This window comes from Pediococcus sp. AC40 (assembly GCF_030252485.1).
GTDB lineage: Bacteria > Bacillota > Bacilli > Lactobacillales > Lactobacillaceae > Pediococcus > Pediococcus acidilactici.
On the sequence record NZ_CP127012.1, the window covers coordinates 62,543 to 79,624 of the forward strand.

Below are 17,082 nucleotides of genomic sequence, written 5' to 3' on the forward strand. Positions count from 1 at the left end.
TCCTTAATTTAAAGTACGTCACGCGTCTGCGGCGTATCCAGAATGTAATTGTTAATTACTTTGGAAGAAATTGCCGGCGTCTTTGCCAAAATCGATTGCGCGACAATTGATTGGGACAGTTGTTCTTGATAAAAATCATTGGGCACGAACTGACTAATGCTTAAAACAATGAAGGTAATCAGATAACTGATTACGAATCCAGCGACGGCGCCCGCCAAGCCGTTGACTTGATGGATGATGGGTAACCAGGTGATCATTTGTGAAAACCGGACGATTAAGCGAATCGCAATCCAGCCCACAAGCATCAAAAAGATGAAAGAAACTGCGTTCATCGTGGTTAAATTAGTCAAGGGGTCATGGTTCCCGTTCCCAAAAGTACGGGAGAGAAATTCGGCAAAGGGCGCGGTGAAGTTTTTGGCTGCCGCAAACACAATTAAATAACCCACTAGATAAATGATTTCGGCAACTAGTCCGCGCCGGTAGCCGGAAAAAAAGGCCGAAATCAAGATTAAGATTAAAATTAACGATAGTAGCATTAAAAGCTCCTTGTTGAATTTAATTGGTTAACTAACCATAATTGAGGTTAGTCAGACACAGATATTAGAGTTCCTAACGTCATTACTCGTTAGTGAGTGTTCAATATTGACGAGGAAAACTGGGTGTTCAGCAGATGAGACACCTTATATAAATAACCACTATAGAGGAAAAAACGTTGCTATTCAAGTTCAATTAACCTGTTTGAAGTTCAATTTAAGTTAAAAATGAAGTTCAAATTTAACTTAAAGACCTTGTGAAATAGCGGATTTCGGCAATGCTTGCTCTAATATCGGCTTATTGAGAAAAGCGTCTTTACAAATCCGTTAGTGAAGAAGTAAAATTGATAAGTAATTTAAAATGATTCTAAATTAGCGAACGGAATGGGGAGAAATTGGATGAGTAAAAAGGCGAAGCAAAATACGTTAGCACAAAAAATTAACGTAATTCGGGCCAGCGTAATGGGTGCCAACGACGGGATCCTATCGGTAGCCGGAATTGTGTTGGGAGTTGCGGGGGCGACGACCAATAGCTTTGCAATTTTTATTTCCGGAATTTCGGGGATGTTAGCCGGAACGGTTTCCATGGCGATGGGCGAATACGTTTCTGTAAATTCTCAAAAGGATTCGCAGGAAAACGCGGTTAACCACCAACGGCAAGCACTTGAAGATGACTACCAAAAGGAACTTGATTTCGTTGCCGAAAAGTACGCAAAAACTGGCATTCCTGAGGACTTAGCTCAAAAAGCGGCCCGGGAAATGATGGAAAAAGATGCGCTACTAACGACCGTGCGCGAACGTTACGGTTTTGATATGCATAACTTTACCAGCCCCTACCAAGCGGCGATTGCTTCCATGATCGCCTTTTCGTTGGGTTCGTTATTACCACTACTGACGATTACCTTTGCTAAACATAGTATTCGGGTGCCGCTAACCGTCGTTTCCGTAGTGGTTGCCCTCGCTATTACCGGTTACGCCGCGGCGGCGATCGGCAAAGCAGTGCGACGGCGGGCGGTTGTCCGCAACGTGATTGCCGGACTATTAACGATGGGCGCGACCTACCTGATTGGCTCACTTTTCGCGCGGTAAGGGGATGAATGATCATGAAAAAGAAAACTAAAATGAGTATGGATAACAAATTAAATATGCTACGGGCCGGCGTATTGGGTGCCAACGACGGAATTTTAACGGTAGTCGGGGTTCTTTTTAGTGTGGTTGCGGCGACTACCAACCCGTTCATCATCTTTATTGCCGGCTTGTCCGACCTTTTGTCATGCGCCTTTTCGATGTCGGCGGGCGAATATGCTTCGGTAAGTTCCCAGCGCGATACTGAAAAAGCGGCCGTAGGGGAAGAGAAGCTCCGGTTAAAAGCTGACCCGGAAGCCGAATACGAATTGGTGGCGAATTTTTACATGGAAAAAGGGGTTACGAAAGAGACCGCGCACCAAATTGCGAGATCATTAATGGATAGCGCACCGTTAAAAACGGCGGTCGACGTTCGTTATGACATGGATTTGGACGAATACCTAACTCCGTGGGGCGCCGCAATTTCGTCATTATTTTCTGCCGCGTTAGGTGGGGTCTTTCCCTTAGTGGCAATGACGCTGGCGCCAAGTGATTTTAAAATGCAGGCAACCATCATTGCGACGGTGATTTCCGTAGCGTTGACCGGCTTCTTAAGTTCTGAATTAGGAAACGGTTTGCCCAAGAAAGCGGTCATCCGCAACGTGATCGTCGGAATCATTACGATGTTCATCCATTACTACATTGGAAAATTATTTTAATAAATCTCCAAAAACGCTTCCAAACTCGATTGCTAAAGTGAACCTAGCTAATAAATGCCCGTCTAAAGGCATTTTGCGGGGTTGTCAAACAAATCGAATATGATATGATGTCTGTGGTTCAAGATTGAGGAAAGGAAGGAATTTAAAATGAGTAACGAGATCAAGAACCCTAAGAAGCGGCGAAAATTAATTTCGTACGCAAACGGCCGTTCGTTGGAGGAAATCAACGGGACGGTTAAGGTTCCTAAAAATATTGGTTTTTGGAAAACTTTGTTTATGTATTCGGGGCCAGGCGCATTAGTTGCGGTAGGTTATATGGACCCTGGTAATTGGTCAACATCAATCACTGGGGGGCAAAACTTCCAGTACATGTTAATGTCGATTATCTTGATTTCGAGTTTAATCGCGATGTTGTTACAATACATGGCGGCTAAACTGGGAATTGTGAGTCAGATGGACCTCGCCCAAGCAATTCGGGCGCGGACTAGTAGAGCACTGGGAATCGTCTTGTGGATATTAACGGAGTTGGCGATCATGGCGACCGATATCGCAGAAGTTATCGGGGCGGCAATCGCGCTTTATTTGTTATTCCATATTCCGCTCGTGGTGGCGGTTTTCATCACCGTATTTGACGTATTATTGCTATTATTGTTAACCAAGATCGGTTTCCGGAAAATTGAAGCCATCGTGGTTTGTTTAATCATGGTAATTTTGGTCGTCTTCGTCTACCAAGTAGCCCTTTCAAATCCGAGCTGGGGCGCGGTATTTGGCGGATTGATTCCGACGACCAAGGCATTTGCGACAACCCCAACGGTGGACGGCATGACCCCGTTGAGCGGTTCGCTAGGAATTATCGGAGCTACCGTAATGCCCCATAATTTGTACTTGCATTCGGCAGTTTCGCAAACTCGGAAGATCAACCACGATGATGAAGAAGACGTAGCACGCACCGTGCGGTTTTCCACTTGGGATTCCAACATTCAGTTATCGTTTGCCTTCGTGGTTAACGCACTGTTGTTGGTAATGGGTGTGGCCGTATTTAAGACCGGCGCCGTGCAAGACCCGTCCTTTTTCGGGCTGTTCCACGCGCTAAACGACACTTCGACGTTAAGTAACGGAATTTTGATTGGGGTCGCTAAGACTGGAATTCTATCGACCCTCTTTGCGGTAGCCCTCTTGGCTTCGGGTCAAAATTCAACCATTACCGGAACGTTGACCGGACAAGTAATCATGGAAGGTTTCGTGCACATGCGGATGCCGTTATGGGCACGGCGCTTGATTACCCGGCTGATCTCGGTAGTGCCAGTATTAATTTGTGTAATGTTAACTAGTGGGAAGGGCAGCATTCAAGAACACGAAGCCCTCAATAACTTGATGAATAATTCGCAGGTCTTCTTGGCCTTCGCGTTACCATTCTCGATGGTACCGTTGCTGATGATGACCGATAGTCGCGTGGAAATGGGCGACCGGTTTAAAAACAGCTGGATTGTCCGAATTTTAGGCTGGATTTCGGTAATCTTCTTAACTTACTTGAACCTAACTGGATTACCAGATTCAATCGCGGCCTTCTTCGGCGAAAATGCCAGTGCAGCGGAAATTAGCATGGCTCACGACATTGCCTACGTGTTAATTGTGGCGGTTTTGGCCCTACTGGCGTGGACGGTAATTGAATTGTACAAGGGAAATAAACGTTACGAAATTGAACTTGCAGAAAAAGCTAACGCAAAGGAGGCGGCATAATGGCCTTCGATGTGAAAAGAATTTTAGTTGGAGTGGACGACTCTAAAGACGCTTTGTTGGCTCTTGACTACGCAATTAATTTAGCGAAAGATGCGAACCGCGAATTGGTGATTGTTTCGGTGCTGGAAAACGACGAAATGAATGTGTTCCAAGCCCTCGACAAGGACTACATTCATGGGGAACGAGCTGAATTGGAACAACACATTTTGACCTACCAAAAGCAGGCGCAAGATGCTGGCGTTACCAACGTCCGTTGCGTGGTGACGGAAGGCGATCCCGGTGAGACGATTGTTGAAGAAGTAATTCCCGCGGTTAAACCAGATTTGTTGGTAGTTGGCGCGGAATCGAAAAAGGGCATTGCTCGTCGTTTTGGGAGTCAAGCCGCATACATGGCAAAATATGCTCCGATTACGGTAACGGTAGTGCGGTAGTTTAATCTTTAATAAACCTAGGAGGACGGCAAACCAATTGGCACCGTCCTCTTTTTTATGAACGGGGGAGCAAAGTGAATTTTGTGATTATTGGACTAACTTTTCTTAGCGTCAATTTAGATTTCTTTTTTATGCTGTTGTTTTTGGTTCGCAAATATAGGCTATCCGCGGTCTTAAGTGGTTATTTGCTGGGCACGTTGCTGTTGGTGACGGCGAGTTATTTAATTGGCCAAACCCTCTCCGCTTTTTTGCCGGAATGGTTACTGGGAGTGCTCGGGTTCTTGCCGATTTACCTAGCAATTAAGGATGACGATGACGAAGTTAACGCGACCCAGTCCGGTGCTTCGGCGGTCGGGACGGTTTTGGTGACCTACCTTTCCGTGTGCACGGGATGCAACCTGGCAATCTTTTTGCCAGTTTTAATGCACGCCCAGCTTGCTAAATTTTTCGTTGCCCTGTTATTAATCTTGGGATTGAGCGCGGTGGCCGTCCTCGTGATTAATTTACTTAGCAAAAATTCGCTCGTCAGCCAAGTGATGGAAAAATATGGCGAAAAACTGATGAAGGTTTGCTACGTGTTGATCGGGCTGTACGTTTTCTGGGACAGCGGCTTAGTGGCCCATTTAATCCGGTTGGTTGGATAATTGATAAGGAAAGTAAAATCGAATGATACACCCGCATAGCGCAAAAAAAGACCCCGACTACTGGTACTAGTCGGGGTCTTGGTGATTCTATGCTTGCCACATGATTGCATCTAGAGTATAACACAATCATTTGATGACTTGCTACCATTTTAAGTAGGATATTTAATATGTTTTGAAAAAATAATTCCGGCTAAAAACGATTCGTATTGAATCGTTTTTTTTAGTTTCTAAGGAAGACAAAAATCCCCGCTATTATCGCGAATAGCGAAGATTTTGGAGCCTGTGGTGACTGCACAAGAACCCAAATTAAACAAAGTTAACTTGGAAAGTTTCCCGGCGGGTAACCCCGTCAGTGCGAACTTGTAGGTGATCTTGCTGGGCAGTCCGGGTCACGGCAAAACTTGGGTGGTAGTTACCATAAAAATGAAAATAGAATTTATTTTCTGAATCTGGTTTCGCGGTGACCAAGCAGGCTGAATGATCGGAAGCCCGTACAACTTGGTTAGCAACGTTGGTACGACAATTAATTTGAACCATAAACCTCGCCTCCGCCTCTAGCTTAACACTATTAAAGGTTAATGGTGCAAGCTGCTAATCATTATTAGCAATTTCTTTTTGCAAAGTATCTAAGAATAGGCGATTTAAGTTAGGTAACTGGTGATTTTTACTCCACACCAGAGTGTTAGGTTCTGTAATCTCGGGTGCCAGTGGCCGAAAAACTAGACCATTTTTAGTGGTGTAGTTATCGATTAGTTTATCGTAGGTGAGGGCTATGACAGCGCCCGTTTTCACTAATAAACTACCATTAAAAATAAGGTTATAAGTGCCGACAAAATTAAGCTGGTCAAAAAGGTCTCCACTCCAAATCTGAAAAGTCCCCCTTTGGGCAGCTTGTCGAGAGGTGATTAGCGGACGGCCAACCAAGTCGATTGGCTGGATCACGTCCTTTTCAGCAAGTTGGGCATCCGCTCGCATTAGCACTCCCCACCGATTTTCTTCGGGAAGCTGGAGGGTGTTGTAATTATTGAGGTTATGATAGCCCATGAGAACGCCGAATTCCAAAAGCCCGGCATCTAGCCCGGCTAAAATGTCCTCATAATTGCCACTCCGCAAATTCACCCGAACTTCCGGATATTGGCGCATGATTTGGTGGAGAGTTTCCATAAGGGGTGTGATTCCACTGCTTTCCCCGGCGCCGATTTCAATCGTGCCACTGATCACATCTTGTTTTTGGAGGTGATAGGTAGTCTTATTAACCAACCCCACAATCTGTTGGGCACGGCCCAGAAGATAGTGACCTTCCTGAGTTAAGGCCAAATGGCGGTGCTCCCGGCGAAAAAGTTTAACCCCGAGTTCGTCTTCCAAGTCAGCAATTTGTCGTGAAAGCGCGGGTTGGGAAACGTTGAGTAACTCGGCAGCCCGGGACATGTTTAACTCTTGAGCGATGGTGACGAAGTAGCGTAATACGCGAATATCCATGATGGTTAGCTCCTAACTATAATAAAATGTTATCAAAAATCATGTTTAATAAGTATTTAACATTACTATAAAACCTCGCTAAACTATAGTCAATCAGTTATTTGAGTAGCAAGGGGATGAGCATTTGGAATCTAAATTGGATTTAGGTACCGCCGCTTATAGTCAAGTTGACGAAGTAGTAAAAACTAATCAACGACTTTTACAACAGTTAAATACTCAGGAGCATTCGGTTGCTGAAATCCGTCAGCTGGTCAGTCAAATCACTAACGAACGAATTGACGACAGCACCGAAATTCGGTTACCGTTTCGCACGGATTTTGGCCGGAACCTTCATATTGGAAAAGATGTTTTCATTAATAGCGGGGCCATGTTTGTTGACCTAGGCGGAATTTACTTGGGCGACCACGTTTTAATTGGGCCTAACGTAACCATCGCTTCGGTTAACCACCGGATGGAACCGCAGGAACGACGGCATTTGAACCTGAAGTCGGTATACATTCACCAAAATGCCTGGCTAGGGGCTAACGTGACGGTGACTCCCGGGGTAGTAATTGGCGAAAACGCAGTGGTGGCCGCGGGTGCCGTGGTAACCCGAAATGTACCGAAAAATACCGTAGTAGCGGGAGTACCTGCCCGCATAATCAAGAAGATTAAGGATTAGGAGGAATTTTGGGATGAGTTTGCAAGATAAAGTAGTAGTGATTATGGGAGCTTCAAGTGGAATTGGCGCGGCAACTGCCCGGCTTTTAGCAGAACGCGGCGCTAAACTAACCCTAGCTGCGCGGCGACTAGCACGATTGGAAGAAATTAAATCAGCATATCCAGAGGCCTCAATCGAAACCGTGGAAGCTGACGTAACCGACATGGCTGCAGTACAATCAGTAATTGATCATACTGTGGCAAAATTTGGCCGGGTTGACGTACTTTTTAACAATGCCGGGATCATGCCGGTTAACAATTTGAGCGAGCTTGCTCACCAAGAATGGCAGCAAATGTTGGATATTAACGTTAAGGGAGTGCTAAATGGGATTGCTGCTGCCTTACCAGTAATGCGTAAACAAAAGTTTGGACACGTAATTTCGACTTCGTCAGTTTTAGGTTACGAAGTGTTGCCGGGTTATGCAGCATATTCAGGAACCAAATTTGCGGTACGCGCAATTATGGAAGGCTTACGTGAAGAAGAACGCCAAAATGGTATTAAGACGACCGTAATTGCTCCGGGATCGGTAAAAACAGAATTGTTTGATTCAATTAATAATCAAGAAGTTCGTGAAAGTTTAAAGGCGGCTCAAAAACAGCCGGGTGCGGAAATGATGGCATTGGAACCAGAAGAAATCGCCCAAGCAGTAGCCTTTGTGATTGACACACCCAAGAATATGGCGGTTAATGAAATGGTAATTCGGCCTACGGGTCAAGAAATTTAGGAGGAATTTTGAAATGAATATTTTTGAAGAAAGTTTTACGTTAAATAATGGAGTAAAGATTCCTAAGTTAGCATTAGGAACTTGGGAAATTCCGGATGATCAAGTTGCCGAAGCGGTGCGGCAAGCCGTTAAAATCGGCTACCGGCACATTGATACCGCACAAGCATATGGTAACGAACGCGGGGTTGGTGAAGGTGTTCGAACCGCTGGCATAAAACGCGAAGACCTTTTCGTGAACTCGAAAGTAGCTGCAGAAATTAAAGACTACGAAGACGCGAAGAAGTCGATTGACGAAACCTTAGCGAAAATGAAGTTAGACTACTTGGACATGATGATTATTCATAATCCGCAACCTTGGGTCGAAGTTAACCAATCCAACGACCGCCATTTTGCGGGCAATGTGGAAGTTTGGCGCGCTCTAGAGGATGCCATGCATGCAGGCAAGTTACGAGCAATCGGGGTTTCCAGTTTTGAAAAGGAAGATCTTGATAACCTTATGGCGCACAGTGATACCAAGCCAATGGTTAACCAAATTTTGACTCACATTGGTGCGACCCCAGAAGAATTAATTAATTACTCACAAGCTAACGACATTGTGGTTGAAGCCTTCTCGCCAATTGCTCATGGTGCCGCAATGCATAACGAAGCCATTAAACAAATGGCCGACAAGTACAAGGTTAGCGTACCGCAATTATCGATTCGCTACGCATGGCAATTAGGATTGGTTGTTTTACCAAAGACCGCTAATCCAGACCACATGCGTGCTAACGCAGAGCTAGATTTTGAAATTAGTGATGCCGATATGGCAGCCTTGAAGCAAATGCACGGAATGGATTACGGGGATGCCGACATCTTCCCAGTGTTTGGCGGTAAGATGAAGGGTTAAAAACTACCATATAACTATGCAAAAAACAGCGGGGTTCAGAAATTCGTAATGAATTTTTGAACCCCGCTATTTATTGAGAAAATTTAAATTACCAAACTAGTTATTCTTCGGTTTAGCTTCAACCCAACTAGATAGCAAGTAGATGTTGATTGCAGAAAAAATCAGCAAAGTTATTAGTACGTAGACTGGGCTCAAGTAAAATTGAAGGTCGGCATTAGCGTTAAGCAAAGCAGTATGATGTTGGGCAATCAGTATAAGTACGTTGCTTATTAACTCCACGATGCGTCCAAAAATATACAAAATGACGACTACCAAGATAATTTTTGAAATCCGTTGGCCAGCCCTTGGCAAGAAATTACTAATCATCTCGGTGAGTAGATGAACTAAAGTAATCAGGGCCCAGAAGTTTAGTACTGCGAAGATAAGGGTCAGAATGATTGAAACGGTTAGCATAAAGGTTGAACCTGAAAAACCATCTACAAAGGCTTTAATCGTCATGTGCCAGTGAAAAATCAACGCAAAGATGACAATGCATAATCCAAAGTAGGCAAAACTAAGGAAAGTAGTGATCAGATTTGCCCAGTATAATTTTCCATTCGAAACCGGGATTAATCGGTATGTACTAGCAGTGTAGACGCGTTCGTTACGAACGGTTAATAAAATGTAAAGAAGCATACTAGCTAATCCCAAAACGGATTCAAAAGTGGCAAATAGTGCACCAGGGGCTGCGGATATGCGGATCATTTCGTACAGCGTAATGACGACCGCAGCTAATGCACTGAATCCTAGTACTTGGTTAGCAAGGCGGAATTTTTCTTGGAACAGTGCCTTGGATAAATCAAAAAATTTAGTCATATTCGACATCCTCCTTGTAGAAATCTTCGTAGTAGGATTCAATATCCTTACCGAGCGTCTCGCGAATCGTATCGGCCCGCTCTTGGGCAATCACGCGTTGGTCTCGCACGATGACGACTTCGTCAAGTAGGTTGGCGATGTCGGAAACGTGGTGATCGCTAATGATTATTGTGGCATTTTCTGGTTTCCAGCCGATGATGCTACTAATAATTTTTTTACGACTCATTCCATCAATTCCGTCAAACGGCTCGTCCAGCAAATATAGGTCGGTTTGGCGTGCGAGGGTGATGGCAATCACAAATTTACGCTGGTTCCCTTTGGATAACTGGTTAAGTCGGGCGTCTAGTTTTAAATTGAGGGTGTCTAACAAATGGTTAAAACGGGATAAATCAAAATCGGGGTAGATTTGTTGGTAAAATTCCGCGATTTTAAATAACCTTTGGTTGTTTGAAAGGCTGCTAACCTGTTCGGTAAAACTGACAGATTTTTTACGAATTACTACCTGAGCATCACCGTTAATCATGATGGAACCTTGGCGAGGGATGTAACTGCCCGCAATTAAGCGCATCAGGGTGGTTTTCCCCGCCCCGTTAGCGCCAAGCAATCCCACAATTTCGCCTTGAGGAAGTTCGAGATTGAGGTCTTTCAAGATTGAATGCAGGTTACGTTGGTAGCTTAAGTTTTTAATGTTCAGTAGATTTTCCATGTTCATCATCCTTTCTCTTGGCAATGTAACGGGACAAGTAGGTCACCATCTCATCTGGCTCAATTTGGAGCTTGAGCAAGTGATCATACAGTTGGGATAGTTGTTTTTCCACGACGGTTTGACGGAGGTTTTGTAAAATATCCTGGTCTTCCGTAACAAAGTTACCCTTTCCACGTTGAGAAACTAAAATGCCATCTTGAATAAGTTCTCGTAAGGCCCGTTGCATGGTGTTTACGTTAACTGTCAAATCAACCGCAAACTGGCGCACTGCGGGAATTTTAGATCCCGGGGGAAAATGGCCCACGATGATTTCTTGGTAAATATATTGTTTAATTTGATAGTAAATCGGAATCTTGTCATCAAAATCCATGTTACTTGCCTCCTTTGTGTATTGCTATACTATTACACAGTAACCTATCTCAAAATATTTTGCAAGAAATTAGTGGTGGAAAAATGAAAAATTTGCGAATGGACAGCACTCAGTGTTGGAAAATAAAAAACTAGCAAGAATATGAAAATATGCTATTCTTGCTAGTTTTTGGTATATTACTGGTGTGATAAGTTATTTATGGAAATTAGCGTAAATTTCGCTACTTAAATGAATATCTTGATGTTGCCCATCGTCGTAAATATTATTGAATCTAAACTCAGTGTAATAATCCTGTGGGTCTTGCGCAACTTCTTTCATGATGTTGCTATTTGCTATTTCTTCAGGAAGGGAACCTAAGAAATTACCTTCAGAGGTTTCTTTGAAACTGAAAAAAAAGCCAACCCGTTTTAAATTATCACTATTTCTTAAAGTACCGGCCATGGCGTGCCGGGTGAATAAAGAAGGATCATTTTCTTTCCAAAAATCATTACTGGATAGATTAATAGTTGGAGAAAGAGTGTCGCTAATGTTAATCGACTCAGTTAGCACGGGTGACACAGAACTTTTACTGTCAGAATAGTTTGCACGCATATATTGAATGGTTGGCATGTTACGAGCATTATCGGTTTTGATGGGTAGTTTTTCGTCAATTACCTTTCTTGCTATTTGGGGATTAGCAATTTTTTCAGGATTAATAATGTACACTCCCCATTGGCTAACATTTTGATGAAGTTGGGCAAAATTTACTTGCATGATTTGGGCTTCATTTGCGTCTACTAAAGCTAAACCTACTTTAGCTTTTGGATTAAAATACTGAAGTCCTTCACTGACGTTAGGAGTGATCTGTCCTCCCTTAAAGGCATTGATTTCAAAGTAAAATGTCTCCTGATTTCTAACTGAACCTAATAAATCTTTGGTGATTTCGTTAACAGTACTACCTGCAGGTAGATAGTTACCCTTAATAAGCATTCCTAATAGTAGCTCGCGAACGGTTGGGTTCGGCATCCAAGTGTCAATATCGCTATCTTGTACTTTCAGTTGCTTTTCTGTGAGTTTCGGTAAGTCCTGCTGTTTGTCGTTCATTTTTTGGATAAGTTCGGCAGCAGGCTGAGTATTCTTGTTGATTTCAGCTGCTGATATTTCACTATTAACAATGATTGGCGTAACAAATCCTAAAGCGATGAGTGCGGTTAACATGGTTTTTTTGTGCATGGAAAACACTTCCTTTCAGAATTATAAATGCGATGTTAAATCTAAACGTTTATTTGTGGTAATCGGCGTAAATAAAACTTCCTACAGCCATTCGTTGATGTTGTCCATCTTTATATACAAAGGAGGAACCAAACCAAGCGTAATAATTTTTTGGATTATCAGCTACGTCGTGCATAGCAGAAATAGAATCTGTTGTTTGAGCCAAAGTACCAGCATAGTTACCTTCAGGTCCTTCTTTAAGAGAGTAAAATTTGTCATGGTTTAGAATACGAAAATTATTCTTGTTTATTAATGCGCTAATCATAGTGTGAATTTGAAATTTTGAACGATCAATTTCTTTCCAAAAATCATCATCAGTTAGACTAATATCTGGAAAAAGTGTTTCACTAATGTCAATTGATTTAGATGGTGCAGGAACGAGCTTGCTTCCATTATTGATGAGGTTACCGCGTACATAATAAATCCCCGGATCGCCTTGAGTGTTTTTCTTATTAGGAAGGTTAGTATCGATTGCCTTTTGCATTAACTTCGAATTAGCAGATTTTTCGGGATTAACTATATAAATAAGCCAATGATCAACGTTTTGATGTAATTGTGCAAAATCTAAGTTCATTAATTGAGAATCGTCCGCATCCATAATTTCTATAGTTACCCTAGTTTGGGGGTTAATGTATTGCAACCCCTCGCTTAGATTAGGAGTGATTTGGCCCCCCGCGAATGTATTAACCTCAATCGGAACACGGTCTCTAGATTTAATAGAACCCAGTAAGTCTTTAGTAATATCATTAACCGTACTGCCTTTTGGAAGGTAATTAAGTGCAATAAGGAAGTCTAAAACGGATTCTCGAACCGTTGGATTAGGCATCCAAGTTTCGATGTCGCTATCTTGGACCTTAAGTTGCTTTTCCGAGAGTTTAGGTGAATCCGGTTGTCCTTGGAACTTTTTTTGAATAAGTGCTGAAGCATTGGGGTTGCTTTGATTGAGTGTAGCTGCCGAAGCCCCGGTATTGGAAATAATTGGAGTGATGAAACCTAAGGCGATGAGTGCGGTTAACATGGTCTTTTTTTGCATTTGAAACACTTCCTTTCGTCGTAAACATTTTGGTAACGCTTCCGTATTTGCGTATTAAATACATAAGTACGAAGCAGAGATGGTTATAAATTTTTAGTCTAGGTTGGTTTATGCAGTACAGAATGCCGAGCCCATCTGAGACACCCTCCTTCGTAAATATTTATTGTCACTTGTGAACGGCTTAATAATATCATGTAACAAATTTGAACACTAATAAAACGCCTCGATAAAGTTTATTTTATTTTGCAAATGCTATTGAGAAAAAATTAGCTGAGCAAATATTTCTATATAAAAACATCTTTGATAAACATACCCAAGAAATTAAAGGATGGGGGATTGGAACGGCTGCCCATTCTTTTTGATTAGGGTCGATAAACAACAAAAATAAATTATTTTTAAATGGAGAGCTTTCGGTGACTTCTTTACTATGATAATATTTATTGATGATATGTGTATTTAATAACACCAGGAGGGTAGCAATGTTTTGTCAAAATTGTGGAACAAAGAATAAGCCTGGAGCTAAGTTTTGCCGAAAGTGCGGAACCGCGTTACGACAGCCAGCGACGCAACCAACTCCAGTGACCTCGCAAACTGCACCGACGATACCTCAACCAGCACCTAAGCAATCAGCACCGACCGAACCTAGCGTGACTAGGGAAGAACATCAAGCAGCCGTAAAACGTAAGAAGCACACGGGCTGGCTTTGGATTACGGCAGGAATAATTTTAGCGATTGGATTTGTGGGCTTTTTTATCTACAAAAACAACCCCACAATCTTATCTGGCGTTACGCATTCGGATCAGGCAAAGGTTGCCTCGTCAAAATCAACCTCTTCCGTGTCGTCGACGCCTCAGAAAAAGACTTCGTCAGCGTCAACTAAAAAGCATTTGGCGTTTCCTAAGAGCACCGTGGAAGGGACGATTAGGGATGCGTTTGGTGACATTTCGGGAGATACCGCCGTTTATGTATCGCCGGTCGATTCGGATACTGAAGTTGACTTCAATGACCAACCGCAACGGGCGGCAAGCGACATCAAGTTGTTTGTCATGATTGCAGCTTATCAACAAGTCAAGGATGGGGAATTAAGCTTATCGGATGACTATACGTTAACTGATAGCGATAAGGTAGACGGTACCGGTAAACTGCGGGAAATGGCGGACGGAACCAAGATTTCCATTAAGGATTTGATCGGCTACATGATGGAAGACAGCGACAATACCGCGGCAAACATCATGATTCGCAAGTTAGGCGGTATGGCGGCTGTTAACCACCAGATTGATAAGATGGGAGCCACCGACACCAAGTTAGAGCGAATGTTGATGGACACGGATGCCTTGGAAGATGGTAAGGACAACTACACGTCTGCTAAGGATTTGGGCACCGCGTTAAAGAAAATTTATAATCATCAGATGGTTTCCCGAAAGTATGACGAAGAAATGCTAACGATTTTGAAGCAAAACGGAAATCATACTAAGTTGCCACACGATTTGCCGACTGAAGCCACGGTTTACAACAAAACCGGGGAATTTGACGACTACGGAGTGGAAAATGACGCTGCAATTTTTGGCAATCAAAAGGGCGCCTTTGTCATCGTAGTAATGTCTCAAGACGGGCAACGTGACGAGCAAATTAACGCGATGAATAGTTTTGGTTCAGTAATGTATAAAGGATTACTAGAGTAGGAGTGAAGGAAATGAAATTTTGTACTAAATGTGGAACTGCAATCGAACCAGGAGATCAATTTTGCACTAGTTGCGGCACCTCGGTGGCCCAAATGCAGGCTTCGGAAGCGCCAACTGATTCAGCAGCAGAAAAGGAAAAGGTGACTGAAAAGCCAGCAACCACCCAAGAAACGGGGTTCACGACAACTAGTGCTGCATCAGCCGCAACTGATTTGAAGGTTGAAAAAACGACGGCCACCGCGTCAGCACCTGAAAGTGATGCGGTAGATGAAACCAAGGCCCCAACGTCTGCGACTCAGGCCCAAGAAGCCTCGACGACCACAGCAACAACTGCTAAAGAGGCAGCCAACGACGCTAACTCGACGACAACTTCCGCAACTATTGATAAAGAAAAGGTTAGCGCAACGGTAGACCAAACCAAAGAATATGCTAAAAGCTACTGGAACTGGCTAACCACGTCGGTCAAACATCCGTTTAGTTACCCAGAAACCACCAATCCGCTATATGGGATTACCACTTTTGTAATTTTTGCAATTGTTAGCGCACTAATACTAATAGTTTCGGGACGCCAAACTTTTAACGCGTTGGATAGTAAAGTTAAAGTAAGTGTAATCATGGAAAATCCTTTTACTTTCGGGGTGTTTCTAAAATTCTTAGCAATTTTTGCGGTGTTGTTCGCTTTGATGGTATTGGTGGGGATTTTAGTCACTCAATTCTTAGGAGCAAAGGGACAGACGGTTACTTGGTTCACTTACACCAATAAGTTAGCGCACTTTGTAAACTACGTCTTGGTACTCGGATTACTAGCTTTGGGAATGCTTTTTGTAGCTGGTCCCGAATTGGTTGACGAAGTAACCACTGACATGCCAGATATTTTGTTCCGGGCGTTGCTTGGAATGGCATTAGCGGGCTTAAACCTTGGCTTCATTGCCACCTTCTTCGAAGAAAAGTTGAAGTTTGAATTTGACCGTATTTACGTAGCCATCTTAGCTGAAGCAGTGTTATTCATCGCACTTTACCTAGGAGTGGAACACCTCTTAATTCCCGCAATCACCCAGGTGGGAACTAGCTTTAACTAAGAAAAAATATTTGTCCCTAAAAAGTTTCACATTCTTTTATCCGATAGGCAAAAGTGCTATAAAAGAGATATTCGAAAAGAAAGAGGGACAAAGTATGTGCACGAGTATTGAACTTACTGCAGAAAATGGTGCCAAATTCTGGGGCCGAACCATGGATTTAGCAATGACGATGTTCGGTGAAGATGGGGGTGCGGAAAGCGTGATTACCACCATCCCAGCGGAAGCGAAAGTTGCTAGTCAACTGACTGATTGGACGGCCAAATATACCACGATGGGAGTCGGAGTTAAGGGCACTCCAATTTTATTTGACGGAATTAACGAAGCTGGCCTAGCGGGCGACTTGCAGGTTCTATTTGAAAGCACCGCTGACTCGTTAGAAAACTTGAAGCGACGGGGACTAACGCCGCTCATGAACACGGAATTTGTTACATACGTTTTGACTCACTTCAAAAACGTGGCTGAGATCCGGGAGCATTATCAAGAATTTGGATTAGCAGATCAAGCAACCCAAGTTAATGGGCAAGGATTTACTTTCCCGCTTCATTACAATTTTGTTGACGAAAGTGGCGACGGAGTAGTTTTGGAACCGGTCGAAAACGGAGCTTTCAAGATGTACGATTCAGTTGGGGTAGTAACTAACAGCCCCGAATACAGCTGGCACACTACCAACTTGCGCAACTACTTGGGATTAACCGACGTAGACGTGAAGGATCCGCGGACTTATAAAAACGGCGTAACCTTACCACCAATTGAAGGCGGAACCGGCTACGGAATGGCTGGACTTCCTGGTTCATACACCTCACCAGCACGGTTTGTCCGTAGTTTTACCATCGCGAATGCAATGGATGATTTCGCTGCTGACCGCGGAATTGCCCAACTTTACGCAGCTTTCCGTCCGGTAATTATTCCTGAAGGTATCGAACGCAAGACGGCTGATGCACCAATTTCTGACTACACCCGCTACTGGTCAGGATATGACCTCCAAAAACGGGCAGTTTACGTTCAAACCGGGTTAGGCTTGGCATTTACTAAGCAAACGTTGAACGCGAACGCGCAAGAAATTAGTTATACCACTATTGACCGTGGTGACTACGTGCACGAAGTTTAATGGATTTAAAAGTCGGAAATTTATTTCCGACTTTTTTCGTAATTTCTTTATAGAAAGGAGGGAAACTGGTAGAATTT

The 17,082-nt window shown here is 43.3% G+C and carries 19 protein-coding genes; 11 read left to right on the forward strand and 8 right to left on the reverse strand.

Annotation, left to right across the window (positions count from 1 at the left end; genetic code table 11):
* Nucleotides 1-8: 8 nt before the first annotated feature.
* Nucleotides 9-536 carry a CvpA family protein gene (locus NL111_RS00255; protein WP_002829273.1) on the reverse strand — a complete coding sequence of 176 codons (528 nt, stop codon included), beginning with the start codon at nt 534-536 and terminating at the stop codon, nt 9-11.
* 396 nt (nt 537-932) lie between these two features.
* Between NL111_RS00255 and NL111_RS00260 the strand changes: the two genes are divergently transcribed.
* The 5 genes from NL111_RS00260 to NL111_RS00280 all read left to right on the forward strand — a co-directional run bounded on the left by NL111_RS00260 (nt 933) and on the right by NL111_RS00280 (nt 5,132).
* Nucleotides 933-1,622 carry a VIT1/CCC1 transporter family protein gene (locus NL111_RS00260; protein WP_002829272.1) on the forward strand — a complete coding sequence of 230 codons (690 nt, stop codon included), beginning with the start codon at nt 933-935 and terminating at the stop codon, nt 1,620-1,622.
* 8 nt (nt 1,623-1,630) lie between these two features.
* Nucleotides 1,631-2,317 carry a VIT1/CCC1 transporter family protein gene (locus tag NL111_RS00265; RefSeq protein ID WP_002829271.1) on the forward strand — a complete coding sequence of 229 codons (687 nt, stop codon included), beginning with the start codon at nt 1,631-1,633 and terminating at the stop codon, nt 2,315-2,317.
* Between the two features lie 147 nt (nt 2,318-2,464).
* Nucleotides 2,465-4,057: an Nramp family divalent metal transporter gene (locus tag NL111_RS00270; RefSeq protein ID WP_285110285.1), complete on the forward strand. Its 1,593-nt coding sequence runs from the start codon at nt 2,465-2,467 to the stop codon at nt 4,055-4,057.
* A complete protein-coding gene (locus tag NL111_RS00275) occupies nt 4,057-4,488 on the forward strand; it encodes a universal stress protein (RefSeq protein ID WP_002829269.1) in 432 nt (143 codons plus the stop codon). The genes NL111_RS00270 and NL111_RS00275 overlap by 1 nt, the downstream gene beginning before the upstream one ends.
* A 74-nt stretch (nt 4,489-4,562) precedes the next feature.
* Nucleotides 4,563-5,132, forward strand: coding sequence for a cadmium resistance transporter (locus NL111_RS00280; RefSeq protein ID WP_285110286.1), 570 nt, complete (start codon nt 4,563-4,565; stop codon nt 5,130-5,132).
* Nucleotides 5,133-5,438: 306 nt separating this feature from the next.
* Here the strand turns inward: NL111_RS00280 and NL111_RS00285 are convergent, their stop codons facing one another.
* Together NL111_RS00285 and NL111_RS00290 are read right to left on the reverse strand one after the other, a co-directional pair.
* Nucleotides 5,439-5,669 (reverse strand): hypothetical protein, encoded by a 231-nt coding sequence (locus NL111_RS00285; RefSeq protein WP_002830799.1) that lies wholly within the window; start codon nt 5,667-5,669, stop codon nt 5,439-5,441.
* A gap of 54 nt (nt 5,670-5,723) precedes the next feature.
* Nucleotides 5,724-6,611 carry a LysR family transcriptional regulator gene (locus NL111_RS00290; RefSeq protein ID WP_285110287.1) on the reverse strand — a complete coding sequence of 296 codons (888 nt, stop codon included), beginning with the start codon at nt 6,609-6,611 and terminating at the stop codon, nt 5,724-5,726.
* A 124-nt stretch (nt 6,612-6,735) separates the two neighbouring features.
* Here NL111_RS00290 and NL111_RS00295 point away from each other — a divergent pair, with 124 nt between their 5' ends.
* The 3 genes from NL111_RS00295 to NL111_RS00305 are packed head-to-tail and all read left to right on the forward strand — an operon-like array spanning nt 6,736 to nt 8,921.
* A complete protein-coding gene (locus NL111_RS00295) occupies nt 6,736-7,272 on the forward strand; it encodes a DapH/DapD/GlmU-related protein (protein WP_002829265.1) in 537 nt (178 codons plus the stop codon).
* Between the two features lie 13 nt (nt 7,273-7,285).
* Nucleotides 7,286-8,035, forward strand: coding sequence for an SDR family oxidoreductase (locus NL111_RS00300; RefSeq protein ID WP_128737344.1), 750 nt, complete (start codon nt 7,286-7,288; stop codon nt 8,033-8,035).
* Between the two features lie 13 nt (nt 8,036-8,048).
* Nucleotides 8,049-8,921 carry an aldo/keto reductase gene (locus NL111_RS00305; protein WP_285110288.1) on the forward strand — a complete coding sequence of 291 codons (873 nt, stop codon included), beginning with the start codon at nt 8,049-8,051 and terminating at the stop codon, nt 8,919-8,921.
* Nucleotides 8,922-9,017: 96 nt separating this feature from the next.
* On the opposite strand, the gene NL111_RS00310 is transcribed toward NL111_RS00305, so the two are convergent.
* The 5 genes from NL111_RS00310 to NL111_RS00330 form a co-directional block, all read right to left on the reverse strand.
* Nucleotides 9,018-9,776, reverse strand: a complete 759-nt coding sequence (locus NL111_RS00310) for an ABC transporter permease (RefSeq protein ID WP_285110289.1) — start codon at nt 9,774-9,776, stop codon at nt 9,018-9,020.
* The gene (locus tag NL111_RS00315; protein WP_002829261.1) at nt 9,769-10,482 is read right to left on the reverse strand and encodes an ATP-binding cassette domain-containing protein; all 714 of its coding nucleotides are present in this window, start codon (nt 10,480-10,482) and stop codon (nt 9,769-9,771) included. Before NL111_RS00315 ends, NL111_RS00310 begins: the two co-directional genes overlap by 8 nt.
* On the reverse strand, nt 10,460-10,852 hold the full coding sequence (locus tag NL111_RS00320; RefSeq protein ID WP_056971700.1) for a GntR family transcriptional regulator: 393 nt from the start codon (nt 10,850-10,852) through the stop codon (nt 10,460-10,462). The genes NL111_RS00315 and NL111_RS00320 overlap by 23 nt, the downstream gene beginning before the upstream one ends.
* A gap of 192 nt (nt 10,853-11,044) precedes the next feature.
* Nucleotides 11,045-12,064: a hypothetical protein gene (locus NL111_RS00325; protein WP_285110290.1), complete on the reverse strand. Its 1,020-nt coding sequence runs from the start codon at nt 12,062-12,064 to the stop codon at nt 11,045-11,047.
* Nucleotides 12,065-12,113: 49 nt separating this feature from the next.
* Nucleotides 12,114-13,136 (reverse strand): hypothetical protein, encoded by a 1,023-nt coding sequence (locus NL111_RS00330; RefSeq protein WP_285110291.1) that lies wholly within the window; start codon nt 13,134-13,136, stop codon nt 12,114-12,116.
* Between the two features lie 479 nt (nt 13,137-13,615).
* Between NL111_RS00330 and NL111_RS00335 the strand changes: the two genes are divergently transcribed.
* The 3 genes from NL111_RS00335 (at nt 13,616) to NL111_RS00345 (ending at nt 17,005) form a co-directional block, all read left to right on the forward strand.
* Nucleotides 13,616-14,818, forward strand: a complete 1,203-nt coding sequence (locus NL111_RS00335) for a serine hydrolase (RefSeq protein ID WP_002829257.1) — start codon at nt 13,616-13,618, stop codon at nt 14,816-14,818.
* Between the two features lie 11 nt (nt 14,819-14,829).
* Nucleotides 14,830-15,897: a zinc ribbon domain-containing protein gene (locus NL111_RS00340; RefSeq protein WP_126130434.1), complete on the forward strand. Its 1,068-nt coding sequence runs from the start codon at nt 14,830-14,832 to the stop codon at nt 15,895-15,897.
* Between the two features lie 94 nt (nt 15,898-15,991).
* Nucleotides 15,992-17,005 (forward strand): linear amide C-N hydrolase, encoded by a 1,014-nt coding sequence (locus NL111_RS00345; RefSeq protein WP_285110292.1) that lies wholly within the window; start codon nt 15,992-15,994, stop codon nt 17,003-17,005.
* Nucleotides 17,006-17,082: the final 77 nt, after the last annotated feature.

Coding starts and splice junctions, on each gene's coding strand:
- NL111_RS00255 (WP_002829273.1), bottom strand. CDS start 536: ATGCTACTATCGTTAATTTTAATCTTAATCTTGATTTCGGCCTTTTTT.
- NL111_RS00260 (WP_002829272.1), top strand. CDS start 933: ATGAGTAAAAAGGCGAAGCAAAATACGTTAGCACAAAAAATTAACGTA.
- NL111_RS00265 (WP_002829271.1), top strand. CDS start 1,631: ATGATCATGAAAAAGAAAACTAAAATGAGTATGGATAACAAATTAAAT.
- NL111_RS00270 (WP_285110285.1), top strand. CDS start 2,465: ATGAGTAACGAGATCAAGAACCCTAAGAAGCGGCGAAAATTAATTTCG.
- NL111_RS00275 (WP_002829269.1), top strand. CDS start 4,057: ATGGCCTTCGATGTGAAAAGAATTTTAGTTGGAGTGGACGACTCTAAA.
- NL111_RS00285 (WP_002830799.1), bottom strand. CDS start 5,669: ATGGTTCAAATTAATTGTCGTACCAACGTTGCTAACCAAGTTGTACGG.
- NL111_RS00290 (WP_285110287.1), bottom strand. CDS start 6,611: ATGGATATTCGCGTATTACGCTACTTCGTCACCATCGCTCAAGAGTTA.
- NL111_RS00300 (WP_128737344.1), top strand. CDS start 7,286: ATGAGTTTGCAAGATAAAGTAGTAGTGATTATGGGAGCTTCAAGTGGA.
- NL111_RS00305 (WP_285110288.1), top strand. CDS start 8,049: ATGAATATTTTTGAAGAAAGTTTTACGTTAAATAATGGAGTAAAGATT.
- NL111_RS00310 (WP_285110289.1), bottom strand. CDS start 9,776: ATGACTAAATTTTTTGATTTATCCAAGGCACTGTTCCAAGAAAAATTC.
- NL111_RS00315 (WP_002829261.1), bottom strand. CDS start 10,482: ATGGAAAATCTACTGAACATTAAAAACTTAAGCTACCAACGTAACCTG.
- NL111_RS00320 (WP_056971700.1), bottom strand. CDS start 10,852: ATGGATTTTGATGACAAGATTCCGATTTACTATCAAATTAAACAATAT.
- NL111_RS00325 (WP_285110290.1), bottom strand. CDS start 12,064: ATGCACAAAAAAACCATGTTAACCGCACTCATCGCTTTAGGATTTGTT.
- NL111_RS00330 (WP_285110291.1), bottom strand. CDS start 13,136: ATGCAAAAAAAGACCATGTTAACCGCACTCATCGCCTTAGGTTTCATC.
- NL111_RS00335 (WP_002829257.1), top strand. CDS start 13,616: ATGTTTTGTCAAAATTGTGGAACAAAGAATAAGCCTGGAGCTAAGTTT.
- NL111_RS00340 (WP_126130434.1), top strand. CDS start 14,830: ATGAAATTTTGTACTAAATGTGGAACTGCAATCGAACCAGGAGATCAA.
- NL111_RS00345 (WP_285110292.1), top strand. CDS start 15,992: ATGTGCACGAGTATTGAACTTACTGCAGAAAATGGTGCCAAATTCTGG.